This window comes from Amycolatopsis sp. lyj-109 (assembly GCF_046548995.1).
Lineage (GTDB): Bacteria > Actinomycetota > Actinomycetes > Mycobacteriales > Pseudonocardiaceae > Amycolatopsis.
The window spans coordinates 1-20,335 of sequence record NZ_JAJPWR010000027.1; the positions used below are offsets into that span (position 1 = coordinate 1).

Below are 20,335 nucleotides of genomic sequence, written 5' to 3' on the forward strand. Positions count from 1 at the left end.
ATGCGGTAGTCGGGTGGTCTGCCGCGGCTTGTCGTGAGTGGTATTTAGGGTTAGAACCCTAAATACCACTCACGACAAGCCGCCGAACAGCGCACCCGCTAGTCGACCAGGGCGCCGCAGCTGACGTTGACTGTCGCCGCCGTCATCGAGGCCGCCCGGTCCGACGCCACGAAGGCCGCCACCGCGCCCACGTCGGCCAGCGTGGCCGTGCGGCCGAGCATCGTCTTGGCCGCGATGCTCTCCTCGATGGCGTCGCGGCCCGGGAAGCCCGCCGGGAGCGTCTCCGGGATGCCGCCCGTGCGGAGCGTCACCGTGCGGATCCCGTGCGGGCCGAGCTCGGCCGCGAGCTGGCGGCGCATCGCCTCCAGGGCGTGGAACGCCACCTGCAGCCCACCCACCGCGAACTCGCGCACCGGCTCGCCCGCTCCCCCGAAGAACAGGATCGCCCCGGACCGCCGCCCGATCATGTGGCGGGCCGCCGCGCGGGCGGTCAGGAACTGGGTGCGCACGGCCGTCACCACCGGGCGTTCGTAGTCCGCGAGCGCCATGTCCACCAGCGGCGTGCCCTGGACGTCGCCGTGGCCGATCAGGTTGAACGAGACGTCGATCCCGCCCTCGGCGGCCACCGCGGCGGCGTGCTCGTCCACCGCTCGCTCGTCGAGGGCGTCGACCTCGGCCGTGTCGGCCCGGCCGCCGGCCTCGCGGATGCGGGCCGCCACCTCGTCGAGCCGGGCGCCGGTCCGGCCGGCGAGGAACACCCGCGCGCCTTCCTCGGCGAAAGCGGTGGCGACGGCCGTGCCGATCCGGCCCGCGGCGCCGTAGACGATCGCGTTCTTGCCGGCGAGCAACGTCATGAAATCCTCCGATGTCCGGGTGCGTTCACCGGTGCGTCGAACGGCCGCACCCGGAATCGACACCTCACGGACGCGGGACGCCCACCGGGTTCGGCATGGTGACCAGCCCGCGGTCGATCACCGCCCGGCTCAGCGGCACCGCCAGCTCCAGCAGCCGCTCGACGTCGGCGCCCAGTGCCTCGGCCGGCGCCGCCGCCAGGCGGTCCGTGTCGTCTTCGATCCCGCGGCGCAGCTCGCGGCCCGCGTCGGTCAGGACGCCGTCCGCGTCGAGGATGCCGCGGGCCCGCAACCGGTCCACCGCCGCGTCCCACTGGGCGTCCGACCAGCCGCGGTGGGGCTGGATGTCCGCGCGGGCGAGCACCCCGTCACCGATGTGGGTGAGCGTCGTCTCCAAGCCGCTCAACCCCGCGTGGACGGCCGCCAGGACGTGGCCGTCGCCGCGGTGCTCACGCAGGATCGTCGCCGCCAGCCACAGCCGCGACAGCGGGTCCGCCGGCTCCGGCACCGCCGCCCACGCCGCCGCGAGCGGACGCCCGCCGAACTCGCACGCGTCCACCGCCCGCCACAGCAGCGCGCTCAGCTCCGAGACGTCGGCCGCGACCGGGCGCAAGGCCGACGCGACCGCCTCGATCCGCGAGCCGACGACGGCCTCGGGCGCGGCGAACGACCACGCATCCGGCAACGCCCGGGCCACCATCGACGGCGCGAAGCCGAACAGCATCGCCGTCGCCGGCACGGGGCCGATCGGGCCCAAGGGCGCCAGGCGCCCCGCGAAGTAGCCCATCCAGTAGCCGCGCAGGCCGGCCGCCTTCGCCGCTTCGGCCGTCTGGGGTGCGAAGTAGACGACGGCGTGCAGCGGTTCCACGGCCGCCCACAGGCGACGAGCGGTCACGAGCCCTCCTCACGGGGTCAGCCGGTGCAGGTCGCGCGGGAACAGCGTGACCTCCCGGACGTTCGCGGCGCCGAGCAGCCGCGCCGTCCAGCGTTCCAGACCGATCGCGAAACCGCCGTGGGGTGGCATGCCGTGCGCGAACGCCTGCAGGTAGCCGGCGTACTCGGGCGCGGCTTCGCCCAGCACCGCGAGGTAGTCGGCGTGCCGGTGCAGGCGCTGGCCGCCGGTCACCAGCTCCACGCCGCGGAAGAGCAGGTCGAAGCTGTTCGAGTAGCCGGGCCGCGCCGGGTCCGGGTGCGTGTAGAACGGCCGTTTCGCCATCGGGTAGCCGGTCACGAACAGGAAGTCCGACCCGTGCTCGCGCCGCGCCCACTCCGACAGCACCCGCTCGTGCGCGGGGGCAAGGTCCGGCTCGTCCGCCGGGGCGCCCACCAGGTCCAGCGCCGCCGCGAAGTGGATCTCCGGGATCTCGGCGGGGACGGTGACCAGCGCCGGGTCCGCCATCCCGGCCAGGACGTCGCGCAGCACGGCCATGACGTCGTGGTGGTCGCGGATGAACCCGAGCTCGACGTCGAGGCTGGTGTACTGCGCGAGGTGCCGGGCGGTGTCGTGCGGCTCGGCGCGGAAGACCGGGCCGACCTCGTAGACGCGTTCGAACACGCCGACGAGCGCCTGCTTGAAGAGCTGCGGCGACTGCGCGAGGTAGGCGGGGCGGCCGAAGTAGTCGATACCGAAAACGTTCGCGCCGGACTCGGTCGCCGACGCCACGATCTTGGGCGTGTGCACCTCGGTGAAGCCGAGTGCGTCCAAAGTGGACCGGAAGCCGCGCACGGCGGCCGCGGCCACGGCGAAGCGCTCCTTCAGCGCGGGATGCCGCAGGGCGACCGGCGCATGGTCGAGGATCGTGGGCAGCGAAGCCGTGACGGCCGGGCGGTGCAGGTCGAACGGCGGTTTCGCCGCTTCCGCCAGTACCTCCACCACGGGTTCGATCAGCTCGACACCGCCGGGCGCGCGCGGGTTCGCCGACACGGTGGCCAGCACCTCGACGACGGTTTCCTCCGGTGGCCCGGCACCGCGCAGCACGACCTGCGCGAGCCCGGAGCGGTCCCGGACCACGACGAACGTGACGGACTTGAGGCGGCGCCGGCGGTGCACCCAGCCGGCGACGCGGACGCGGTCGCCGGCGTACCGGGGCAGGTCGGCGGCCAGAACACGAGAACTCATCACCCTCCCAACGCAATCCCTCGGGAGTGCGGGCGATCAGGGAAATCGCGGTGCCACCGCACTTTCACCGCCCGGAGGCGGCCTCTTCGCGGCCCGGTGACGGGGGCCGGCCGGCGGGGCATCGGGCGCGGACGCCGTTCCTCCCCGCACTCCGGAGGGTCTTCGCCGCCCGGGCACGGGACCGCCTTCCCAGCTACCGGCGGCTCTCTGGACCCGTGCGATCCGGGGACTACTCGTCTCCATCAGCGCGTTGCCGACCACGGTAACCGGCGGGCCGCGAAGAAGCCTCCGCATTTTGGGCTCGCGCGCTCAGCCCCAGGCGACCGGCAGCTCCCGGACCCCGTACACGAGCGTGTTGTGCTTGTACGCCAGCTCCTCGCGCGGCACCGCCAGCCGCAGATCGGGCACCCGCCGGAACAACCCGGTCACCGCCTCCTGCAGTTCCACCCGCGCGAGCTGCTGGCCGACACACTGGTGCGCCCCGAACCCGAAGGCCACGTGCGTCCGCGGCGACTCGCGGTCGAAGTCGAGCTTGTCCGCGCCCGGGAACACCGACTCGTCTCGGTTGGCCGAGTTCACCGCGGCCACCAGCCACTCGCCCGCGCGAACCGGATGGGAGCCGACCCGGGCGTCCGCCGTCGCGTACCGCAGCACGCCCCACTGCACGACCGACAGGTACCGCAGCAGTTCCTCCACCGCCCGCTCCGGCGCGGCGAGCACCACGTCACGCTGCCCGGGGTGCTCCAGCAGGACCAGCGTGCTCAACGCGATCATGTTGGCCGTCGTCTCGTGGCCGGCCACCAGGAGGCTCAGCCCGAGCACGACCAGCTCCTCCATCGTCAGCGGGTCATCGCCGCCGGCCACCGAAAGCCTGCTGAACAGATCGTCCTGCGGATTCCGCTGCTTTTCGGTGAACAACTCCGCCAGATAACCCGAAAGCGCGTCGTACGCCTGCTCGCCGTCCTCGCGCGTCGCGTCCGTGCTGACCAGCGTCGTGCTCTGCCGCTGGAAGTGCGACCGGTCGGCGTACGGGACGCCGAGCAGCTCGCAGATCACCAGCGACGGGATCGGCAACGCGAAGTCCTGCACCAGATCCGCGTGGCCCGGCTTCGCGAGCATCGCGTCGAGGTGGCTCGCCACCAGCTCCTTCACGTACTCGCGCAGCGCCTCCACGCGCCGCACGGTGAACTCCGCGATCACCTTCTTGCGCAGCCGCGCATGCGCCGCGCCGTCGAGCTGGATGATCGAACCGGGGCTGACCTCGAAGTCGAGGTCGGCGTTCGGGTTCGCGTGCACCGAGGACGCGCCGCGCGAGCTCATCGTGCGGTCGGCGAGCACCGCCCGGACGTCGGCGTACCGCGTCACCAGGAGCGCGTCCATGCCCGCCGGGCACCGCACCTTCGACGTGGGCGCGGTTTCCCGGAGGGTGGCGTAAACACTGGGCGGGTCGAACGGGCAGCCGGCCGGCCGGGTCGTCGGGAGGGCCGGGGTTGCGGGTACGGCCGTCACGGCGGATCACCTCTCTCTTCCGGTGGTATCGACACTTCCACCATGGAGAGGACGGCGGCCGCCGTGGGCCGCCCGCCGCTTTTGCGACCCGGATGGCCTAGCGAGCGCCGTACGCGCCGCCGTTCACGTGCACGACCTGACCCGTGAGGTGCGCGGCTTCCGGAGCGGCCAGGAAGAACACGGTGCCGGCGATCTCCTCCGGACGGCCGGCCCGCTCGTTGAACGCCACGGAAATCCGCGAGCTCAGCCACTCTTCGGTGAGCGTGCCGTGGAAGAACTCCGTGTCGAGGACGACGCCCGGCGCGACGACGTTGGCCGTGCCCCCGGCCCCCAGCTGCCGCGCGAGATCGGTGTTCCACGCCTCGATCGCCGCCTTCGCCGCGCCGTACGAGCCTGAGCCCTGCTTCGCTGCGATGGAGCCGAGAGTCATGACACGTACGTTGTCCGCGAAGCGCGGCTTCAGCGCCGCGGTGACGAGCACGGCGGAGAGCACGTTGGCTTCGAAGTTCGCCTGCCACGCGTCGGCGAGGCCTTTCAGGTCGCCGGCGGCGGGCGCCTCCCGGACCCGGTCGGTGTTGCCGCCGGCGTTGTTGACCAGGACGTCCACCCGCGAAGGCAGGTCCGCCAGCGCGGCCTGCACCGCCGCCGGGTCGCTCGCGTCGAAGGCCACCGCCCGCGCGCCGATCCGCTCCGCCGCCGCTTCGAGGACGTCCTTGCGCCGCCCGGTGACGGTCACCCGCTCGCCCGCCGCCGCGAACCGGGCGGCGATCGCCAGCCCGATCCCGGTGCCGCCGCCGGTGACCACGATTTCCCGCTGTTCGCTCATGCCGCCATCTTCGCCGAGGAGAGCCCGTTCCCACCGGGTTTTCCCGCCGAGCGGGACACGAAACCCAGTTCGTTAGGAAACTTTACGAATAGGTCTTGACGGCGGCTCCCCGTCCGGCGAACCTGGACCCACGCCGCAGTCATCGTCCGCCCAGTCCTCTCGGAGGCAGCATGACCCGGCGCGCGCTCGTGCTCGTCGTGACCCTGTTCCTCGCACTGGCCGCCGCGCTCGCCGGCGCCCCGGCGGCGAGCGCGGCCACCACCCAGCCGACCTTCCTCACCTTCTACGGCTGGTGGGACAACACCCCGCCGGGCGGGGACATCGCCTACCCGCAGATCCACAGCACGGCCGGCGGCAAGGGCACCTACGCCGACCCGATCACCTTCGCCACCAGCAGCGACGAACTGAAGCCCGGCACCAAGGTCTGGGTCCCGCGGGTGAAGAAGTACTTCATCATGGAAGACGGCTGCGACGAGTGTTCCGACGACTGGAACAGCCAGGGCCCGAACGGCGGTCCCGGCCTGCGCCACATCGACCTCTGGCTCGGCGGCAAGGGCGGCAGCGCCTTCGACGCGATCGACTGCGAAGACGCGCTCACGCACTACAACCCCGACAACACGCCGGTGCTGGAACCGGTCGTCGTCGACCCGCCGTCGGACGAGCTCTACGACGCCACACCGATCTTCAACACCAGCACCGGTGAGTGCTGGGGCGGCGCGCAGCCGAACACCACGGTCGGCCAATACCGCAACACCTCCACCGGCACCTGCCTGGCCGCGCCGAGCAGCGGCAGCACGCTGAAAGTGGCCGCCTGCACCGGAGGCGCCGAGCAGCGGTTCACCTTCCACGGCGCGTTCCTCGTGAGCAACGACAAGTGCGCGGGCATCTCCGGCAGCTCGATCGTGCTCCAGACCTGCACCGGCGGCCCGGCCCAGCAGTGGTCGATCAACCCCGACGGCACCATCTCCGACATCCAGACGAGCAAGAAGTGCTTCCGCGCCTCGGGCACCACGCTCACCGCGGGCAGTTGCTCCGGCACCGCCGCCCGCTGGACGTTCACCGCGGCAAGCACCTCGGGCCTGAGCGTCACGCCGTCGTCGGTGTCGGTCGCGCCGGGCGCGTCGGCGACGGCCACCGCGACCTCCACCGACGCCGTCACGCTCTCCGCGAGCGGCGCTCCGGCGGGCGTGACCGTGTCCTTCTCCCCCGCGTCGGTGCCGGCCGGCGGGACCTCGACCGTCACAGTCGCCGCCGCGGCCACCGCGACCCCCGGCTCGGCGACGATCACCCTCACCGGCGGGACGAAGACGGCCTCGCTCGGCGTCACGGTCACCGGCACCGGCGGTCCGGAAACCCTGCTGTCGCAGGGCAAAGCCGCGACGGCGTCCTCGACCGAATCGTCGTCGTACCCGGCGGGCGCGGCCTTCGACGGCAACCTGACCAGCACGCGCTGGGCGTCCAAGGAAGGCAGCAACGCCGAGTGGCTGCGCGTCGACCTCGGCGCCACGAAGTCCGTCACGCACGTCAAGCTGACCTGGGAAGCCGCCTACGGGAAGGCGTACAGCATCCAGACGTCGGCCGACGGCACCACCTGGACGACGATCTACAGCACCACGACCGGCAACGGCGGCACGGACGACCTCGCCGGCCTGGCCGGCACCGGCCGGTACGTGCGGATGAACGGCGTCACGCGGGGCACTTCGTACGGCTACTCGCTGTACGAGCTGCAGGTGTACGGAACGGCCTGAGTTGCCAGATCGGCAACAGAGTTTGCCTTCTCGGGGACGTTGTCCGCATGCTCGGAGGACGTCCTTGAGGAGGAACCATGCCGCACGAGCACCCGATGACCGTCGACGCCATGCTCAAGCAGGAGTTCTGGGAAGCGCTGTACCAGCGTGACGAGCACCGGATCTGGAGCGGGAACGTCAACGTCAACCTGCGCACCGAGGCCGAGGGCCTGAAACCGGGGCACGCGCTCGACCTCGGCAGCGGCGAGGGCGGCGACGCGATCTGGCTGGCGAAGCAGGGCTGGACGGTCGACGGCGTCGACATCTCGACCACCGCGCTCGCCCGCGCGGAAGAAGCCGGCGCCGAGGCGGGCGTGACGGTGAACTGGCTGCACCGCAACATCCTCGAGTGGCGGCCGGAGGCGCAGTACGACCTGGTCTCGGCGCAGTACATGCACCTCCCGCCGGACCTCCGCCGCGACGTCTTCACGGCGGCCGCGGCGGCGATCCGGCCGGGCGGCTCGCTGCTCGTCGTCGGGCACTCGCCGAAGGCCATGCGGCAGTTCGACGGCGAGCGGCCGCCGGAGGAGCTGTTCTTCGAGCCCGAGGAGATCACCGGCTACCTCGGCGACCCCTGGACGTGGGTGGTCGAGACGTGCGAGACGCGCGGCGAGGGCCACCACACCGACGCCGTCTACCGCGCGCGCCGCCTCGCGGCCCAAAGCGGCACTTTCACGTGAAAGCTACGCTTTGCGGCCCAAAGCGGCACTTTCACGTGAAAGTGCCGCTTTGGGGTCAGGCGAGCTCGAGGCCGTAGGCCTGGAGCTCGAGGGTGAGCGGATAGAAGTAGCTGGTCACGGTGTCGCCGCCGGACAGCGTGCCGAGACCCTTGGAGCCGTCGTACGCCGGGCCGCCGGAGTCACCGTGGTCGGTGTGCGCGGTGGTGCCGAACTCGTGGTTGAGCACGCCGACGTCGAAGTTGACCGACTCGTCGACCGAGGTCACCTCACCGCTGCCGCCGCCGGTGGTCGAGCCCTGCTTCTGCATCTGCTCGCCGACGGTCGGGGTGGCCGCGCTCGTGATCTGCTGGCCGGTGTTGACCTCGCCGGGTCCGGTGCCGTTCGGGCGGGTCAGCAGGCCCGAGTCGGCTCCGGGGCAGTCGCTCTCGACGACCTGCGCGCCGGAGACGTCACCGCCGGACCAGGTGCCGCCGAGGTTGGTGCAGTGGCCCGCGGTGAGCAGGAACGGCGAGCCGCCGCGCGTCACGTTGAAGCCGAGCGAACAGCGGCCCTGGCTGTTCTGGATCGCGTCGCCGTCCTTGATGTAGAGCTCCAGCTTGCCGGTGCGGTGCTCGACGCGGACGCTGTCGCCGTACTGCGCGGCGGCCGCGGCGACCTTTCCGGCGGTCTCCTTGCTGGCCGCGTCGTAGACCTTCACCACGACCTGGTTGGTCTTGGTGTCGATCCCCCAGGCCGTCTGCGGCACGTTCTTCACCGCGTCCAGCCGGTTCTTGACGCCGGTGAGCGCGGCGAAGGTGTGCTTGACCTTCTTCGCGGTGAAGCCGGCGGCCTGCACCCGCTGCATCGCGGCGTCGTCGACGACGTTCACGACGGCCTTGCCGTTTTCCAGGTAGATGCCGCCGGACGCCGCACCGAGCGCGTTCGCCACCTGGGTGGCGCCGGTGATCGCGTGGGCCTGCAGTTCGGCGAAGGCCAGCGGGGACGCAGTGGCCGCCGAGGCGCAAACGCCGCTGGTCAGCGCGGCGGCCGACAAGACGGCGAGGGTCTTGAGGGCGGTCTTCCGGGGAGTCATCAAGTTCCTCCAGGGTGGGCGTTCGAAGCCGGTGCCGACACTTTCGTTGCCGGGCAACCAACGCACCACCGACGAAGGTTGGTTAATAACCAAGGGAACCGGACATACCACTCAGACCACCCCGAACGGCGTAACCCCGCAGCCCTTCCGGCCTACTCGCGAGGCCAGCGGACGTGGTCCTCGTACCCGGGGTGCTTCCTCAGGTACCCGGCGATGAACGGGCAGACCGGCACGATCGTCCGGCCGTGGGCGACGACGTCGTCGAGCGCGCCGGCGGCCAGCACCTTGCCCAGCCCCTGCCCGGCGAAGGCGTCGTCGATCTCGGTGTGGGTGAACACGGTGAGGTCGCCGCGGCGGTCGTACTGCGCGATGCCCGCCAGCTTTTCGCCCTGCCACAGCTCGTAGCGGTCCTCGTCCGGGTTGTCGACCACCCGGTTTTCGTCGGTCATCAGCTCTCCTCTCGGGGACACCATCGTGCGACGGCCCGCCACCGCGCGCCGATCGGGCCGGGCACGCCGCTGGGCCGGCCGGGCGATGCGCCCGTCCCGTTCGTGTGCTTCGCGGCTGTTCCCCTTGGCGGACACCGCGGCCGGCTGGTTGCCTCGCGGGGTGCCCGATCAGCCGTTCGTCCTCCCCGAGTTCTACCTGCCCTACCCGGCGCGCCTGAATCCGCACCTCGACCGGGCGCGCGAACACAGCAAGGCGTGGGCCCGCGAGCTGGACATCATCGACGTGCCGCAGCACGGCACGGTGATCTGGACCGAGCACGACCTCGACTCCCACGACTACGCGCTGCTCTGCGCGTACACCCACCCCGACGCCGGCGCCGAAGAGCTCGACCTGATCACCGACTGGTACGTCTGGGTGTTCTACTTCGACGACCACTTCCTCGAGCTGTACAAGCGCACCGGCGACATCGACAGCGCCCGCGGCTACCTCGACCGGCTCGAGCTGTTCATGCCCGCCGAAGGCGAAATCACCGCGACGCCGGAAAACCCGGTCGAACGCGGCCTCGCCGACCTGTGGAACCGGACGGTCCCGCACCGCTCGGCCGGCTGGCGGCGCCGGTTCGTCGAGAGCACGAAGGCGCTGCTGGACGAGTCGCTGTGGGAGCTCGCCAACATCAACGAAGGCCGGCTCGCGAACCCGATCGAGTACGTCGAGATGCGCCGGAAGGTCGGCGGCGCGCCGTGGTCGGCGAACCTGGTCGAGCACTCGGTGCACGCCGAAGTGCCCGACGCGATCGCCGCGTCCCGGCCGATGGAGGTCCTGCGCGACTGCTTCGCCGACAGCGTCCACCTCCGCAACGACCTGTTCTCCTACCAGCGCGAAGTGCAGGACGAAGGCGAGCTGTCCAACGGCGTGCTGGTGTTCGAGAAGTTCCTCGGCCTGGGCACCCAGCAGGCGGCCGACGCGGTCAACGACCTGATCACCTCGCGGCTGCACCAGTTCGAGCACACCGCGCTCACCGAGGTGCCCGCGCTGTTCGACGACCCGCTGTCGGAGAAGCACTGCCTGTCGGAGAAGCACTGCGTCGACCCGGCCGCGCGCGCGGCGACGTTCGCCTACGTCAAGGGCCTGCAGGACTGGCAGTCCGGCGGGCACGAATGGCACCTGCGGTCCAGCCGGTACATGAACGAAGGCGCGCTGGCCGCCCGCGGCGGCCCCGAACTCGGCGGGGCCGCCGACCTCGGGATGTCCGCGGCGCGCATCTTCGCCTCGGTGCTCGCCACCGCGCCGCAACGCCTCCGCGCCCACAGCTCGACGCCGTTCCGCGCGGTCGACGTGCCCCGGCCGTCGGTCGACGTGCCGTTCCCGCTGCGGCTCAGCCCGCACCTCGACGCGTGCCGGGTCCGCAACGTGGACTGGGCGCGGCGGACGGGCATCCTCGACGGCGTGGTGTGGGACGAGCGGAAGCTGCGGGCCGCCGACCTGCCGCTGTGCGCGGCCGGCATCCACCCGGACGCGACGGCCGACGGGCTCGACGTCACGAGCGACTGGCTGACCTGGGGCACCTACGCCGACGACTACTACCCGGCGGTGTTCGGCGCGACGCGCGACCTCGCGGGCGCGAAGGCGGCCACCCTCCGCCTGTCCGCGTTCATGCCGGTGGACGGCTCGCCGATGCCGGCACCGTCGACCGCGCTGGAGGCGGGCCTGGCCGACCTCTGGCCGCGGACCACGGCCGAGCTGGCCCCGGAAAACCGGCGGGCGGTGCGCCGGGCCGTGGAGACGATGACGTCGAGCTGGCTCTGGGAGCTGGCGAACCAGGCGCAGAACCGGATCCCGGATCCGATCGACTACCTCGAGATGCGGCGCCGGACGTTCGGTTCGGACCTGACGATGAGCCTTTCGCGGTTCTCGCATGGCCGCGCGGTGCCGCCCGCGCTGTACCGGACCCGGCCGGTGCAGGCGATCGAGCACACGGCGACCGACGTCGCCTGCCTGATCAACGACCTGTACTCCTACCGCAAGGAAATCCAGTACGAGGGCGAGCTGCACAACGCGGTGCTGGTGGTGCGCAATTTCCTGGACTGCCCGGAGGAGCGCGCGTTCCAAGTGGTGACCGACCTGGTCCACGCCCGCGCGGCGGAGTTCGAGCACGCGGCGGCGATCGAGCTGCCGACCCTGTTCCGCGACTACGCGATCGAGCCGGAGGTGCAGGAGATGCTGCTGGAGTACGTCCAGGAGTTCCGCGACTGGATGGCCGGCATCCTGAACTGGCACGAGAAGGTCGGCCGCTACACCGAGCCGGAGCTCGGCTACCACCCGACGCCGGTTCCGGTCTTCGGCGGCCCGAACGGCATCGGGACGTCGTCGCTGCGCATCTCGTCCCTGCTGCCCGCGGGGCACTGAACCGCGGTCCCGGCGACGGGTGATACTCGGTGGCGTGAGCGTGCGTTTCGTGACCCTGCTGCGGGACCTGCCCCTGGGCACGCGCGTCGTGGTGCGCCACCGGATCGAGGGCGGCTTCACCGACGCGCTCGGCACCCTCGTGGCCCGCGACGAATCGACCTGCACGGTGGAGACCCGGCGCGGCCCGGTCGTGGTCGCGTTCGACGCCGTCGCGCTCGCCAAGCCGGTGCCTCCGCCGCCGGTCCGGAAGTCGAAGTTCGACGCGCTGGTGGCCGAGGCCGAGGCGGTGTCCGTCGACGGCTGGGACTTCTCCTGGCTCGACGGCCGCGCCACCGAAGCGCGGCCGTCGTGGGGTTACCAGCGTCTGCTCGGCGAACGGCTCGAGAACGCGAAGGCGGCCCTCGATCTCGAGACGGGCGGCGGCGAAGTCCTCGACGGCTGCCCGTCCCTGCCGCCGCTGATGGCCGCGACCGAGTCGTGGCCGCCGAACGTCGCGAAGGCGGCGGCCCGGCTCCGCCCGCGCGGGGTCGTCGTCGTGGCCACCGCGGGCTTCCCCTTCGGCGACGCCGTGTTCGACCTCGTCTCCAGCCGCCACCCGGTGACGACCGACTGGGCCGAAATCGCCCGTGTCCTGCGCCCCGGCGGAACGTACTTCTCCCAGCAGGTCGGCCCGGCGAGCGTGTTCGAGCTGGTCGAGTTCTTCCTCGGTGCGCAACCTGACGAAGCCCGCAACAGCCGGCACCCGGACCACGCCGTCGAGGCGGCCGCGAAGGCCGGCCTCGAGGTCGTCGACCTGCGCTCGGAGTCGCTGCGCACCGAGTTCTCCGACATCGGCGCGGTGGTCTACTTCCTGCGCAAGGTGATCTGGATGGTCCCCGGCTTCACGGTCGGCCGGTACCGCGGCAAGCTGCGCGAGCTGCACGAGAAGATCGAGCGCGACGGCCCGTTCGCCGCCCACACGACGAGGTTCCTCATCGAGGCCCGGAAGCTTTGATGATCGCTGCCTTGACGATCGCCGCCTCGACGCCGTCCAGCAGCAGCTCCAGGCCCGCCTCGAACGACAGCCGGGCCTCCCGCTCGAGGTAGGGCTCGGCGGAGGCCGGCGCCTCGTACGCGCCCTCCTCCCCCAGGCGCGCCACCGTCGGGAACCGCGCCGCGAGGTCCGGCGTCAGCTCGCCCAGCAACGCCGACCGCGCGTACCACCAGTCCTCTTCGGACTGTCCGGTCTCGCGCGCCGCCTGGCGGGATTCCGCCGCCGTCTGCACCGACCCGCGCACGATGTTGAACAGCGCCGCCACCACCCAGCGCACCCGGGACAGCGGCAGCCCCGTCGCGGCCAGCACGCTGAGCAGCGTCTCCTGCACGTGGAACTCCCCCGGCCCGAGCACCGGGCGAGCAGGCGAGACCTGCAACAGCCACGGGTGCCGCAGGTGCAGGTCCCACAGCGCACCGGCCAGGGCCAGCGCGGCCGGGCGCCACCCGGACGACGTGGGGTACGCCGACGGCAGCTCGCTCAGCGTGCGGTCGTACATCAGGTCGACCAGCTCGGTCTTGCCCGGAACGTACGTGTACAGCGCCATCGCCGTGCGGCCGAGCCGTTCGCCGACCGACCGCATCGACAGCGCCGTCATGCCGTCGGCGTCGGCGATCTCGATGGCCGCCGCGACGATCGCCTCGACGGACAGGCCCGGCTTCGGGCCGGGGCCCGTGCGCGGCGCCACCACTCGCGGCCCCCACAGCAGCTCCATGGACCGCCGGGCGTCGCCCTGACCCGCGAAGACGACCACCTTGCCGACTCCTTACACCATAAAGTAATGTACGATGGACAATCACTTTACAGCCTAAACTATCAAGAAGGACGGTATGACCTCACCCAGGCGGGCCGCCGACACCCACGACGTGATCGAGGTCCGGGGGGCCCGGGAGAACAACCTGACCGGCATCGACCTGGACATCCCGAAGCGCCGGCTCACGGTGTTCACGGGCGTCTCCGGCTCCGGCAAGTCGTCCCTGGTCTTCGGCACCATCGCGGCGGAGTCCCAGCGGCTGATCAACGAGACCTACAGCGCCTTCCTCCAGTCGTTCATGCCGAGCCTGTCGCGCCCGGACGTCGACCTGCTGGAGAACCTGAGCGCGGCCATCGTCGTCGACCAGGAGCGGATGGGGGCCAACTCGCGCTCCACCGTCGGCACCGCGACCGACGCCTACGCGATGCTGCGGATCGCCTTCTCCCGGCTCGGCGAACCGCACGTCGGCACGTCCGGCGCGTTCAGCTTCAACCTGCCCGAGGGCATGTGCCCGGCCTGCGAGGGCCTCGGCCGGGTCTCGGACCTCGACGTCCACGCCCTGCTCGACTTCGACCGCTCGCTCAATGAGGGCGCGGTCGTCGTCCCCGGCTGGGCGCCCGACAGCTGGTACGTCCAGATCTACATCGCCTCCGGGTTCTTCGACCCGGACACGAAGATCCGCGACTTCACGCCGGAGCAGCTCGACGACCTGCTGCACAAGGGGCCGTGCAAGGTGAAGGTCGGCACCAGCAACCTCACCTACGAAGGCCTCGCGGTCAAGGTCAAGCGGCTCTACCTGCAGAAGGACACCGATTCGCTGCAGCCGCACGTCCGCGGGTTCATCGAGAAGGCCGCCACCTTCAAGACCTGCGGCGAGTGCGGCGGCGCCCGGCTCAACCAGGCCGCGCTGTCGGCGAAGATCGACGGCCGGAACATCGCCGACTGCGCCGCGATGCAGATCAGCGACCTCGCCGAGTTCGTCCGGAACCTCGACGCGCCGTCGATCCGGCCGCTGCTGGGCAACCTGCGCGACACCCTCGACTCGCTCGTCGAGATCGGCCTCGGCTACCTCTCGCTCGACCGCGAGTCCGCGACGCTCTCCGGCGGCGAGGCGCAGCGCGTGAAGATGGTGCGGCACCTGGGGTCCAGCCTCACCGACGTCACCTACGTCTTCGACGAACCGACCGTCGGGCTGCACCCGCACGACATCGAGCGGATGAACAACCTGCTGCTCTGCCTGCGGGACAAGGGGAACACGATCCTGGTCGTCGAGCACAAGCCGGAGACGATCCGGATCGCCGACCACGTCGTCGACCTCGGTCCCGGTGCGGGCGCCGCGGGCGGGCGGCTCTGCTACACCGGCAGCATCGACGGCCTGCGCGCGTCCGGGACGCTCACCGGCCGCCACCTCGACCACCGGGTGACGCTCCGCTCGGAGGTGCGCAAGCCGTCGAGTCACCTGCGGATCACCGGCGCGAAGCTGCACAACCTGCGCGACGTCAGCGTCGACGTCCCGCTCGGCGTGCTGACCGTGGTCACCGGGGTGGCCGGATCCGGGAAGTCGTCGCTGATCCACGGCTCCCTGGCCCACCGCGACGACGTCGTCGTGGTCGACCAGTCGGCGATCCGCGGGTCCCGCCGGTCCAACCCGGCGACCTACACCGGCCTGCTCGACCCGATCCGGGCGGCGTTCGCCAAGGCCAACGGCGTCAAGGCGAGCCTGTTCAGCGCCAACTCCGAAGGCGCCTGCCCGAAGTGCAAGGGCCTCGGCGTGATCTACACGGACCTGGCGATGATGGCCGGGGTCGCGTCGGTCTGCGAAGAGTGCGAGGGCAAGCGGTTCACACCCAAGGTGCTGACCTTCGAACTGCGCGGCAAGAACATCAGCGAGGTCCTGGCCATGTCCGTCGCCGAGGCCCGCGAATTCTTCGCAGGCGGCAACGCGCGGACGGTGCTCGACCGGCTCGCCGACGTCGGCTTGGGCTACCTGACGCTCGGGCAGCCGCTGACCACGCTGTCCGGCGGCGAGCGGCAGCGGCTCAAGCTGGCGATCCGGATGGCCGAGAAGGGTTCGACGTACATCCTCGACGAGCCGACGACCGGGCTGCACCTCGCCGACGTCGACCAGCTGCTGGCGTTGCTCGACCGGATCGTCGACGCGGGCAACACGGTGATCGTCATCGAGCACCACCAGGCCGTGATGGCCCACGCCGACTGGCTGATCGACCTCGGCCCCGGCGCCGGCCACGACGGCGGCCGGGTCGTCTTCGAAGGCACGCCGGCCGCGCTCGTCGCGGATGCCTCGACCTTGACTGCCCGCCACCTGCGCGAATACCTGGGGAAGCCGTGAACCCGACCGGTCTGCTCGAAGTGACGGCGGTCCGGCGCGTGACCCCGCGCACCGTGCGTGTCACCTTCACCGGCGCCGGTCTGGCCGGCCTGGAGCCGTGGCCGGACCAGCAGCTCAAGCTCCTGTTCCCGCCACCGGGCCGCCCGGTGCGGCTGCCGTCGGCCGATGGCGACGTCATGCGCTGGTACCAGGCGTACTTGGCGATCCCTTCCGAAGAACGTCCGGTGATGCGCAGCTACACGGTGCGCTCACGGGATGGCGGCACGATCGACGTCGACTTCGTGCTGCACTCCGGCTCGGCGGGGCCGGCCACCGCGTGGGCTTCCCGGGCCGCGGTGGGTGACGTCCTCGGCCGGTACGGCCCGGACCCGGCCTACCGGCGGCCACTGTCCACAACGGACATCCTGCTGTGCGCGGGCGACGACACGGCGATCCCGGCCATCGCCTCTCTTTTGTCCGAAGTGGACAACGCGGTGGCGTTCGTCGAGGTCGCGGACGCGGCGGAGGAGCAGCCGTTGCCCGGCGAGGTCCACTGGCTGCACCGGGACGGTGCCGAGCACGGCAGCCGTCTCCTGGAGGCGGTCCGTGCGGCGAAGCTGCCCGACGGCTCGGTGGCGGCGTGGCTGGCCGGGGAGGCGTCGACGGTCCGGGCGTTGCGCCGTCACCTCGTCGCCGAACGCGGCTTCGACAAGAGCGTCATCGAGTTCACCGGCTACTGGCGGCGCAGCCTGACCCAGGACGACGCCCCGACCGCGGAGGACCTGGCCGACGCGGCGGAAAAGCTGGGAGACTCGGCCGGGTGGAAGGGCAACTGACGGCATCGGGCATCGACCCGGCTTCGGTGGTGACAGCCGAGGACCTCGGCGGCGGGACGTACAACCGGGCGGTCCGGTTGCGGCTGGCGGACGGACGGCGGCTGGTGCTCAAGATCGCGCCGTCCGCACCCGGCCTGACGTACGAACACGACCTGCTGGCGACGGAGGCGGAGTACTACCGCCTGGCGTCCGGGCCACTGCCGTCGGTGGTGGGCGCGGGGCCGGGGTTCCTGCTGATGACGGAGGTGCCGGGCGAGCCGTGGAACCGGACGCCCGGCGCCGGCCCGCACCTGCGCACCGAACTGGGCGCGGTCGTGGCGCGCCTGCACGAGACGACCGGCGACGGCTTCGGCTACCTCCAGGACCCGCTGCACCCGACGTGGTTCTCGGCGTTCACGGCGATGGTGGACGCGATCCTGGCCGACGCCGTCCGATTCCGCGTGCGCCTGCCCCGACCGGCGGCGGAGATCGCCCACCTGGTGCGTCGCCACGAGCCGCTGCTGGCGCAGGTCACGACGCCGGTGCTGGTCCACTTCGACCTGTGGGCCGGCAACATCCTCCTCGACGGCGACCGGGTGTCGGGCATCATCGACGCCGAGCGCGCGTTCTGGGGCGACCCGGTGGCGGAGTTCGTTTCGCTGACGCTCTTCCACGACGTGGACGCACCCCTGCTGGAGGGGTACGGATCGGCCCCCCTCGACGCACCGGCCCGCCGGCGGCTGACGTTGTACCGGGTGTACCTGGGCTTGATCATGCTGGCGGAGATGGTGCCGCGGCAGGACACGAACGCGGAGCGGGAGCGGTTCGTTTCGGCCTGGCTGGCCGAGAACCTGGACGGGGCTCAGCGGGCACTCTGATCGGCGATACCGTGTTGACGCTCCCCAACCCAAGCGCCCCAAGGCGGCCTTCGGTGCGTCACGCGCACCGAAGGCCGCCTTCGGTGCGCTAGACGCAACCAAGGCCGCCTTGGGGCGCTACGAAACCACCTGCGTCCTCGTGCGGAAGCCGATCACGCGAACACCAGCGACACCAGCTCGTCCACGAACGGTTCCACCAGCTCCGCGCCGGTCCGGTGGAGCACGCTGTGGAACAACGCCACCCGCCCGTGGGCGCCCACGAACACCACCGCCGCCGCGCGGCCCGGCGTCACCCGCAAGGGATGGCCCGCCTCGACGCAGCGCTCGAAGCCCGCGGCCAGCCGGTCGATCACGTCCAGCAGCGGGCCCTCCGCGCGGGCGTCCGGGTCCGGCCGCGACGCGCCGTTCGCCAGCATCAGGCGGTAGTGGCCCGGATTCTCCATGGCGAACGCGCAGTAAGCGTGAATCTGCGCCCGGACGCGGCCGACGACGTCGGTTTCGCCGAGTGACTCCTCCGCTGCGCGCATCGAATCCCGCAGCCGGACGTATTCGTGATCGAGTAATCCGCGGACCAATTCCGCACGATCGGCGAAATGCTGATAGATGCTCGCCGGGGCGATGCCGACCGCGCGGGCGACGCCGCGGATCGTCAGCCCGTCCTCGCCGCCGAGCTCGGCGAGCAACCGGCCGGCCGCGGCCAGGATCTCGCCGCGCAACCGTTCCCCTTCGCCCCAGCGGTTTCTCGTTCGGCCCATTCCCGCTTCGACGCGTTCCGCCACCCGCCTATTCATACGCCCGCGGCGGGCACCGCCGTATTCCGGGGTCCGGAAAACGCCTTTCAGGAAACCAGCGCGGGGTACAGCCCGGGGAGGTCACCGGCGAGCCCGGCCCGCACGTTCCGGCTGAGGTCGTCGGCGAGCACCTCGAAGCGGCCTTCCTCGACGCCGTCCAGCGCCAGTCCCGCCACGACCGCCGGGTCGATCTTCGGGCCGTCGACGTCCTTGGCCATGTCGGTGTCCATGTACCCGACGTGCAGCGCCGTCACCTGCGTCTTCTGCGGAGCCAGTTCCAGGCGCAGCGCGTTGGTCAGTGACCAGGCCGCGGACTTCGCCGCGGAGTAGGCCGCGACCTGCGGTGCGGTGAACCAGGAAAGCACCGACAGCACGTTGAGCACCGCGCCGCCGCCGTTGCGCTCGAGGACCGGCGCGAACTCGCGCGTCACGGAGAGGGTGCCGAAGTAGTGCGTGTCCATCTCCAGCCGGATGTCCTCGATGGACCCACCGAGCAGCGACGCCCCGGTGGACGAACCGGCGTTGTTCACCAGCAGCGTGACGTCGCTCGCAACGGCAGCGGCTTCCCGGATCGACTCCGGGTCGGTCACATCCAGCCGCAGCGGGATCACGCCCGGCAGGTCGATCGACTCGGGATTCCGCGCGGCCGCATAGACCTTGGCCGCGCCGCGCTCGAGCAGCGCCGCCGCGAACCGACGGCCAAGTCCCCGGTTCGCTCCGGTGACCAGCGCCACCGCACCCGTGATGTCCATGACGAACTCCTCTCGCACCTGGCTTGCTCGTTGCAAGCTAGCTGCCACCGACCCTACGGCGTAAACTTGCTCCCAGCAAGTCAGGTCGAAGGGATCACACATGAGCCGTCGCATCACCTGGGCGGACGCCGCCTGTCCGATCGCCCGCGCCGCCGACGTCCTCGGCGAACCGTGGACGTTGCTGATCCTGCGCAACGCCACCGCGGGCACCACCCGGTTCGAGGACTTCCGCGCCCAGCTCGGCATCGCCGACAACGTGCTGACCACCCGGCTGGCCAAGCTCGTCGACCGCGGTCTGCTGACGAAGCTCCCCTACCGCGACGGCGGCCGCACCCGGCACGAGTACCGCCTCACCCAGGCCGGCTCGGACGCACTGCCGGTGCTGCACGCCCTCGGCGCCTGGGGCGACGCCCACGCGTCGTCGGAGCACCCACCCGGTCCGATGACGCTGATCCACTCCCGCTGCGGGCAGCCCACGCGGCCGGGCGCGAAGTGCGACGCCTGCGGGAAAAACCTGGCCAGAGGCGATCTGGCGTGGCGCGGCTCCTGGCTCGGCGAAGGCGAAATCCCCCTGGCCGAGCCGGTCAGCTGAGCCGAACGGCCCCAAGCCGTACGAAAGTCGGGTCACAAACGCCGGGCGATTCCGTAAGTTCTACACCCAGCGCGCGCAGACCTGGCAAATTCCCCACGGCAAGGAGTCGTCCCGATGTCCAGGAAGTACCTGCTGCCCGGAGCCGCCGTCGCTCTGGCGATGATCGCGACCCCGCTGACGGCCGGCCCGGCCTTCGCGGCCCCCGAAGCGGCCACGATCGTCTACTACGACACCTCGGACGCCCCCAGCTTCCGCGCGGTGATCAACGCGGGCGCGGCCAACTGGAACGCGGCGGTGTCGAACGTCAAGCTCCAGGAAAGCTCTTCGGGTGCGTCGCTGCACTACACCGAGGGCAACGACCCGCGCGGTTCGTACGCCCAGACCGACGGCCACGGCAGCGGCACGATCTTCATCGACTACGCCCAGGCCGGTCAGTACGACCAGACCCGCATCGCGGCCCACGAAACCGGGCACGCGCTCGGCCTGCCGGACCACTACGAAGGCCCGTGCTCGGAGCTGATGTCCGGCGGCGGCCCCGGCCCGTCCTGCACCAACGCGAACCCGAACGCCACCGAGTCGTCGAAGGTGCAGTCCCTGTGGGCCAACGGCTTCACCGGCGCCCGCAAGGCCGCAACCCGCCTCTACGAAGTGACGATGCCGGTCAAGTAACAAGGCAGCATGCCCCGAACCC

The 20,335-nt window shown here is 71.4% G+C and carries 19 protein-coding genes and 1 pseudogene; 10 read left to right on the top strand and 10 right to left on the bottom strand.

Features of this window, described 5'->3' with window-relative positions; translation table 11 throughout:
* Positions 1–98 precede the first annotated feature (98 nt).
* The 5 genes from ACLJQF_RS39910 to ACLJQF_RS39930 form a co-directional block, all read right to left on the bottom strand.
* The gene (locus ACLJQF_RS39910; protein ID WP_410615489.1) at positions 99–854 is read right to left on the bottom strand and encodes an SDR family NAD(P)-dependent oxidoreductase; all 756 of its coding nucleotides are present in this window, start codon (positions 852–854) and stop codon (positions 99–101) included.
* Positions 855–918: 64 nt separating this feature from the next.
* Positions 919–1,746, bottom strand: coding sequence for an SCO6745 family protein (locus ACLJQF_RS39915; RefSeq protein WP_410615490.1), 828 nt, complete (start codon positions 1,744–1,746; stop codon positions 919–921).
* 9 nt (positions 1,747–1,755) lie between these two features.
* Positions 1,756–2,970, bottom strand: coding sequence for an aspartate--tRNA(Asn) ligase (gene aspS / locus ACLJQF_RS39920; protein WP_410615491.1), 1,215 nt, complete (start codon positions 2,968–2,970; stop codon positions 1,756–1,758).
* Between the two features lie 309 nt (positions 2,971–3,279).
* On the bottom strand, positions 3,280–4,479 hold the full coding sequence (locus ACLJQF_RS39925; protein WP_410615492.1) for a cytochrome P450: 1,200 nt from the start codon (positions 4,477–4,479) through the stop codon (positions 3,280–3,282).
* A gap of 97 nt (positions 4,480–4,576) precedes the next feature.
* Complete coding sequence (locus tag ACLJQF_RS39930) at positions 4,577–5,305, bottom strand: SDR family oxidoreductase (RefSeq protein WP_410615493.1); 729 nt, start codon at positions 5,303–5,305, stop codon at positions 4,577–4,579.
* Positions 5,306–5,475: 170 nt separating this feature from the next.
* On the opposite strand from ACLJQF_RS39930, the gene ACLJQF_RS39935 reads away from it, so the two are divergent.
* Positions 5,476–7,053 carry a discoidin domain-containing protein gene (locus ACLJQF_RS39935; protein ID WP_410615494.1) on the top strand — a complete coding sequence of 526 codons (1,578 nt, stop codon included), beginning with the start codon at positions 5,476–5,478 and terminating at the stop codon, positions 7,051–7,053.
* A 77-nt stretch (positions 7,054–7,130) separates the two neighbouring features.
* Positions 7,131–7,772, top strand: coding sequence for an SAM-dependent methyltransferase (locus tag ACLJQF_RS39940; protein ID WP_410615495.1), 642 nt, complete (start codon positions 7,131–7,133; stop codon positions 7,770–7,772).
* Positions 7,773–7,827: 55 nt separating this feature from the next.
* On the opposite strand, the gene ACLJQF_RS39945 is transcribed toward ACLJQF_RS39940, so the two are convergent.
* On the bottom strand, positions 7,828–8,844 hold the full coding sequence (locus ACLJQF_RS39945) for a S1 family peptidase (RefSeq protein WP_410615496.1): 1,017 nt from the start codon (positions 8,842–8,844) through the stop codon (positions 7,828–7,830).
* 152 nt (positions 8,845–8,996) lie between these two features.
* On the bottom strand, positions 8,997–9,293 hold the full coding sequence (locus tag ACLJQF_RS39950) for a GNAT family N-acetyltransferase (protein WP_410615497.1): 297 nt from the start codon (positions 9,291–9,293) through the stop codon (positions 8,997–8,999).
* 160 nt (positions 9,294–9,453) lie between these two features.
* On the opposite strand from ACLJQF_RS39950, the gene ACLJQF_RS39955 reads away from it, so the two are divergent.
* The 3 genes and pseudogenes from ACLJQF_RS39955 (at position 9,454) to ACLJQF_RS39965 (ending at position 12,694) form a co-directional block, all read left to right on the top strand.
* Positions 9,454–11,700: a terpene synthase family protein gene (locus ACLJQF_RS39955; protein ID WP_410615589.1), complete on the top strand. Its 2,247-nt coding sequence runs from the start codon at positions 9,454–9,456 to the stop codon at positions 11,698–11,700.
* Positions 11,701–11,749: 49 nt separating this feature from the next.
* Positions 11,750–11,953 (top strand): annotated as a pseudogene (locus ACLJQF_RS39960) (ferrous iron transport protein A); the annotation flags it as partial.
* Positions 11,927–12,694: a methyltransferase domain-containing protein gene (locus ACLJQF_RS39965; RefSeq protein WP_410615590.1), complete on the top strand. Its 768-nt coding sequence runs from the start codon at positions 11,927–11,929 to the stop codon at positions 12,692–12,694. The pseudogene ACLJQF_RS39960 and the gene ACLJQF_RS39965, both read left to right, overlap by 27 nt.
* On the opposite strand, the gene ACLJQF_RS39970 is transcribed toward ACLJQF_RS39965, so the two are convergent.
* The gene (locus ACLJQF_RS39970; RefSeq protein WP_410615498.1) at positions 12,672–13,487 is read right to left on the bottom strand and encodes a TetR/AcrR family transcriptional regulator C-terminal domain-containing protein; all 816 of its coding nucleotides are present in this window, start codon (positions 13,485–13,487) and stop codon (positions 12,672–12,674) included. The genes ACLJQF_RS39965 and ACLJQF_RS39970 overlap by 23 nt on opposite strands.
* Positions 13,488–13,563: 76 nt before the next feature.
* Here ACLJQF_RS39970 and ACLJQF_RS39975 point away from each other — a divergent pair, with 76 nt between their 5' ends.
* Genes ACLJQF_RS39975 through ACLJQF_RS39985 form a run of 3 tightly spaced genes read left to right on the top strand, consistent with a single transcriptional unit; the run spans position 13,564 to position 17,509 of the window.
* Positions 13,564–15,837, top strand: coding sequence for an ATP-binding cassette domain-containing protein (locus tag ACLJQF_RS39975; RefSeq protein ID WP_410615499.1), 2,274 nt, complete (start codon positions 13,564–13,566; stop codon positions 15,835–15,837).
* The gene (locus tag ACLJQF_RS39980) at positions 15,834–16,652 is read left to right on the top strand and encodes a siderophore-interacting protein (RefSeq protein ID WP_410615500.1); all 819 of its coding nucleotides are present in this window, start codon (positions 15,834–15,836) and stop codon (positions 16,650–16,652) included. The genes ACLJQF_RS39975 and ACLJQF_RS39980 overlap by 4 nt, the downstream gene beginning before the upstream one ends.
* Positions 16,637–17,509, top strand: a complete 873-nt coding sequence (locus ACLJQF_RS39985) for a phosphotransferase (protein WP_410615501.1) — start codon at positions 16,637–16,639, stop codon at positions 17,507–17,509. Before ACLJQF_RS39980 ends, ACLJQF_RS39985 begins: the two co-directional genes overlap by 16 nt.
* A 152-nt stretch (positions 17,510–17,661) precedes the next feature.
* On the opposite strand, the gene ACLJQF_RS39990 is transcribed toward ACLJQF_RS39985, so the two are convergent.
* The gene (locus tag ACLJQF_RS39990; RefSeq protein ID WP_410615502.1) at positions 17,662–18,264 is read right to left on the bottom strand and encodes a TetR/AcrR family transcriptional regulator; all 603 of its coding nucleotides are present in this window, start codon (positions 18,262–18,264) and stop codon (positions 17,662–17,664) included.
* Between the two features lie 83 nt (positions 18,265–18,347).
* Complete coding sequence (locus ACLJQF_RS39995; RefSeq protein ID WP_410615503.1) at positions 18,348–19,052, bottom strand: SDR family oxidoreductase; 705 nt, start codon at positions 19,050–19,052, stop codon at positions 18,348–18,350.
* A gap of 100 nt (positions 19,053–19,152) precedes the next feature.
* On the opposite strand from ACLJQF_RS39995, the gene ACLJQF_RS40000 reads away from it, so the two are divergent.
* Both ACLJQF_RS40000 and ACLJQF_RS40005 read left to right on the top strand, forming a co-directional pair.
* Positions 19,153–19,644, top strand: a complete 492-nt coding sequence (locus ACLJQF_RS40000) for a winged helix-turn-helix transcriptional regulator (protein ID WP_410615504.1) — start codon at positions 19,153–19,155, stop codon at positions 19,642–19,644.
* A gap of 114 nt (positions 19,645–19,758) precedes the next feature.
* Positions 19,759–20,313, top strand: coding sequence for a snapalysin family zinc-dependent metalloprotease (locus ACLJQF_RS40005; RefSeq protein ID WP_410615505.1), 555 nt, complete (start codon positions 19,759–19,761; stop codon positions 20,311–20,313).
* Positions 20,314–20,335: the final 22 nt, after the last annotated feature.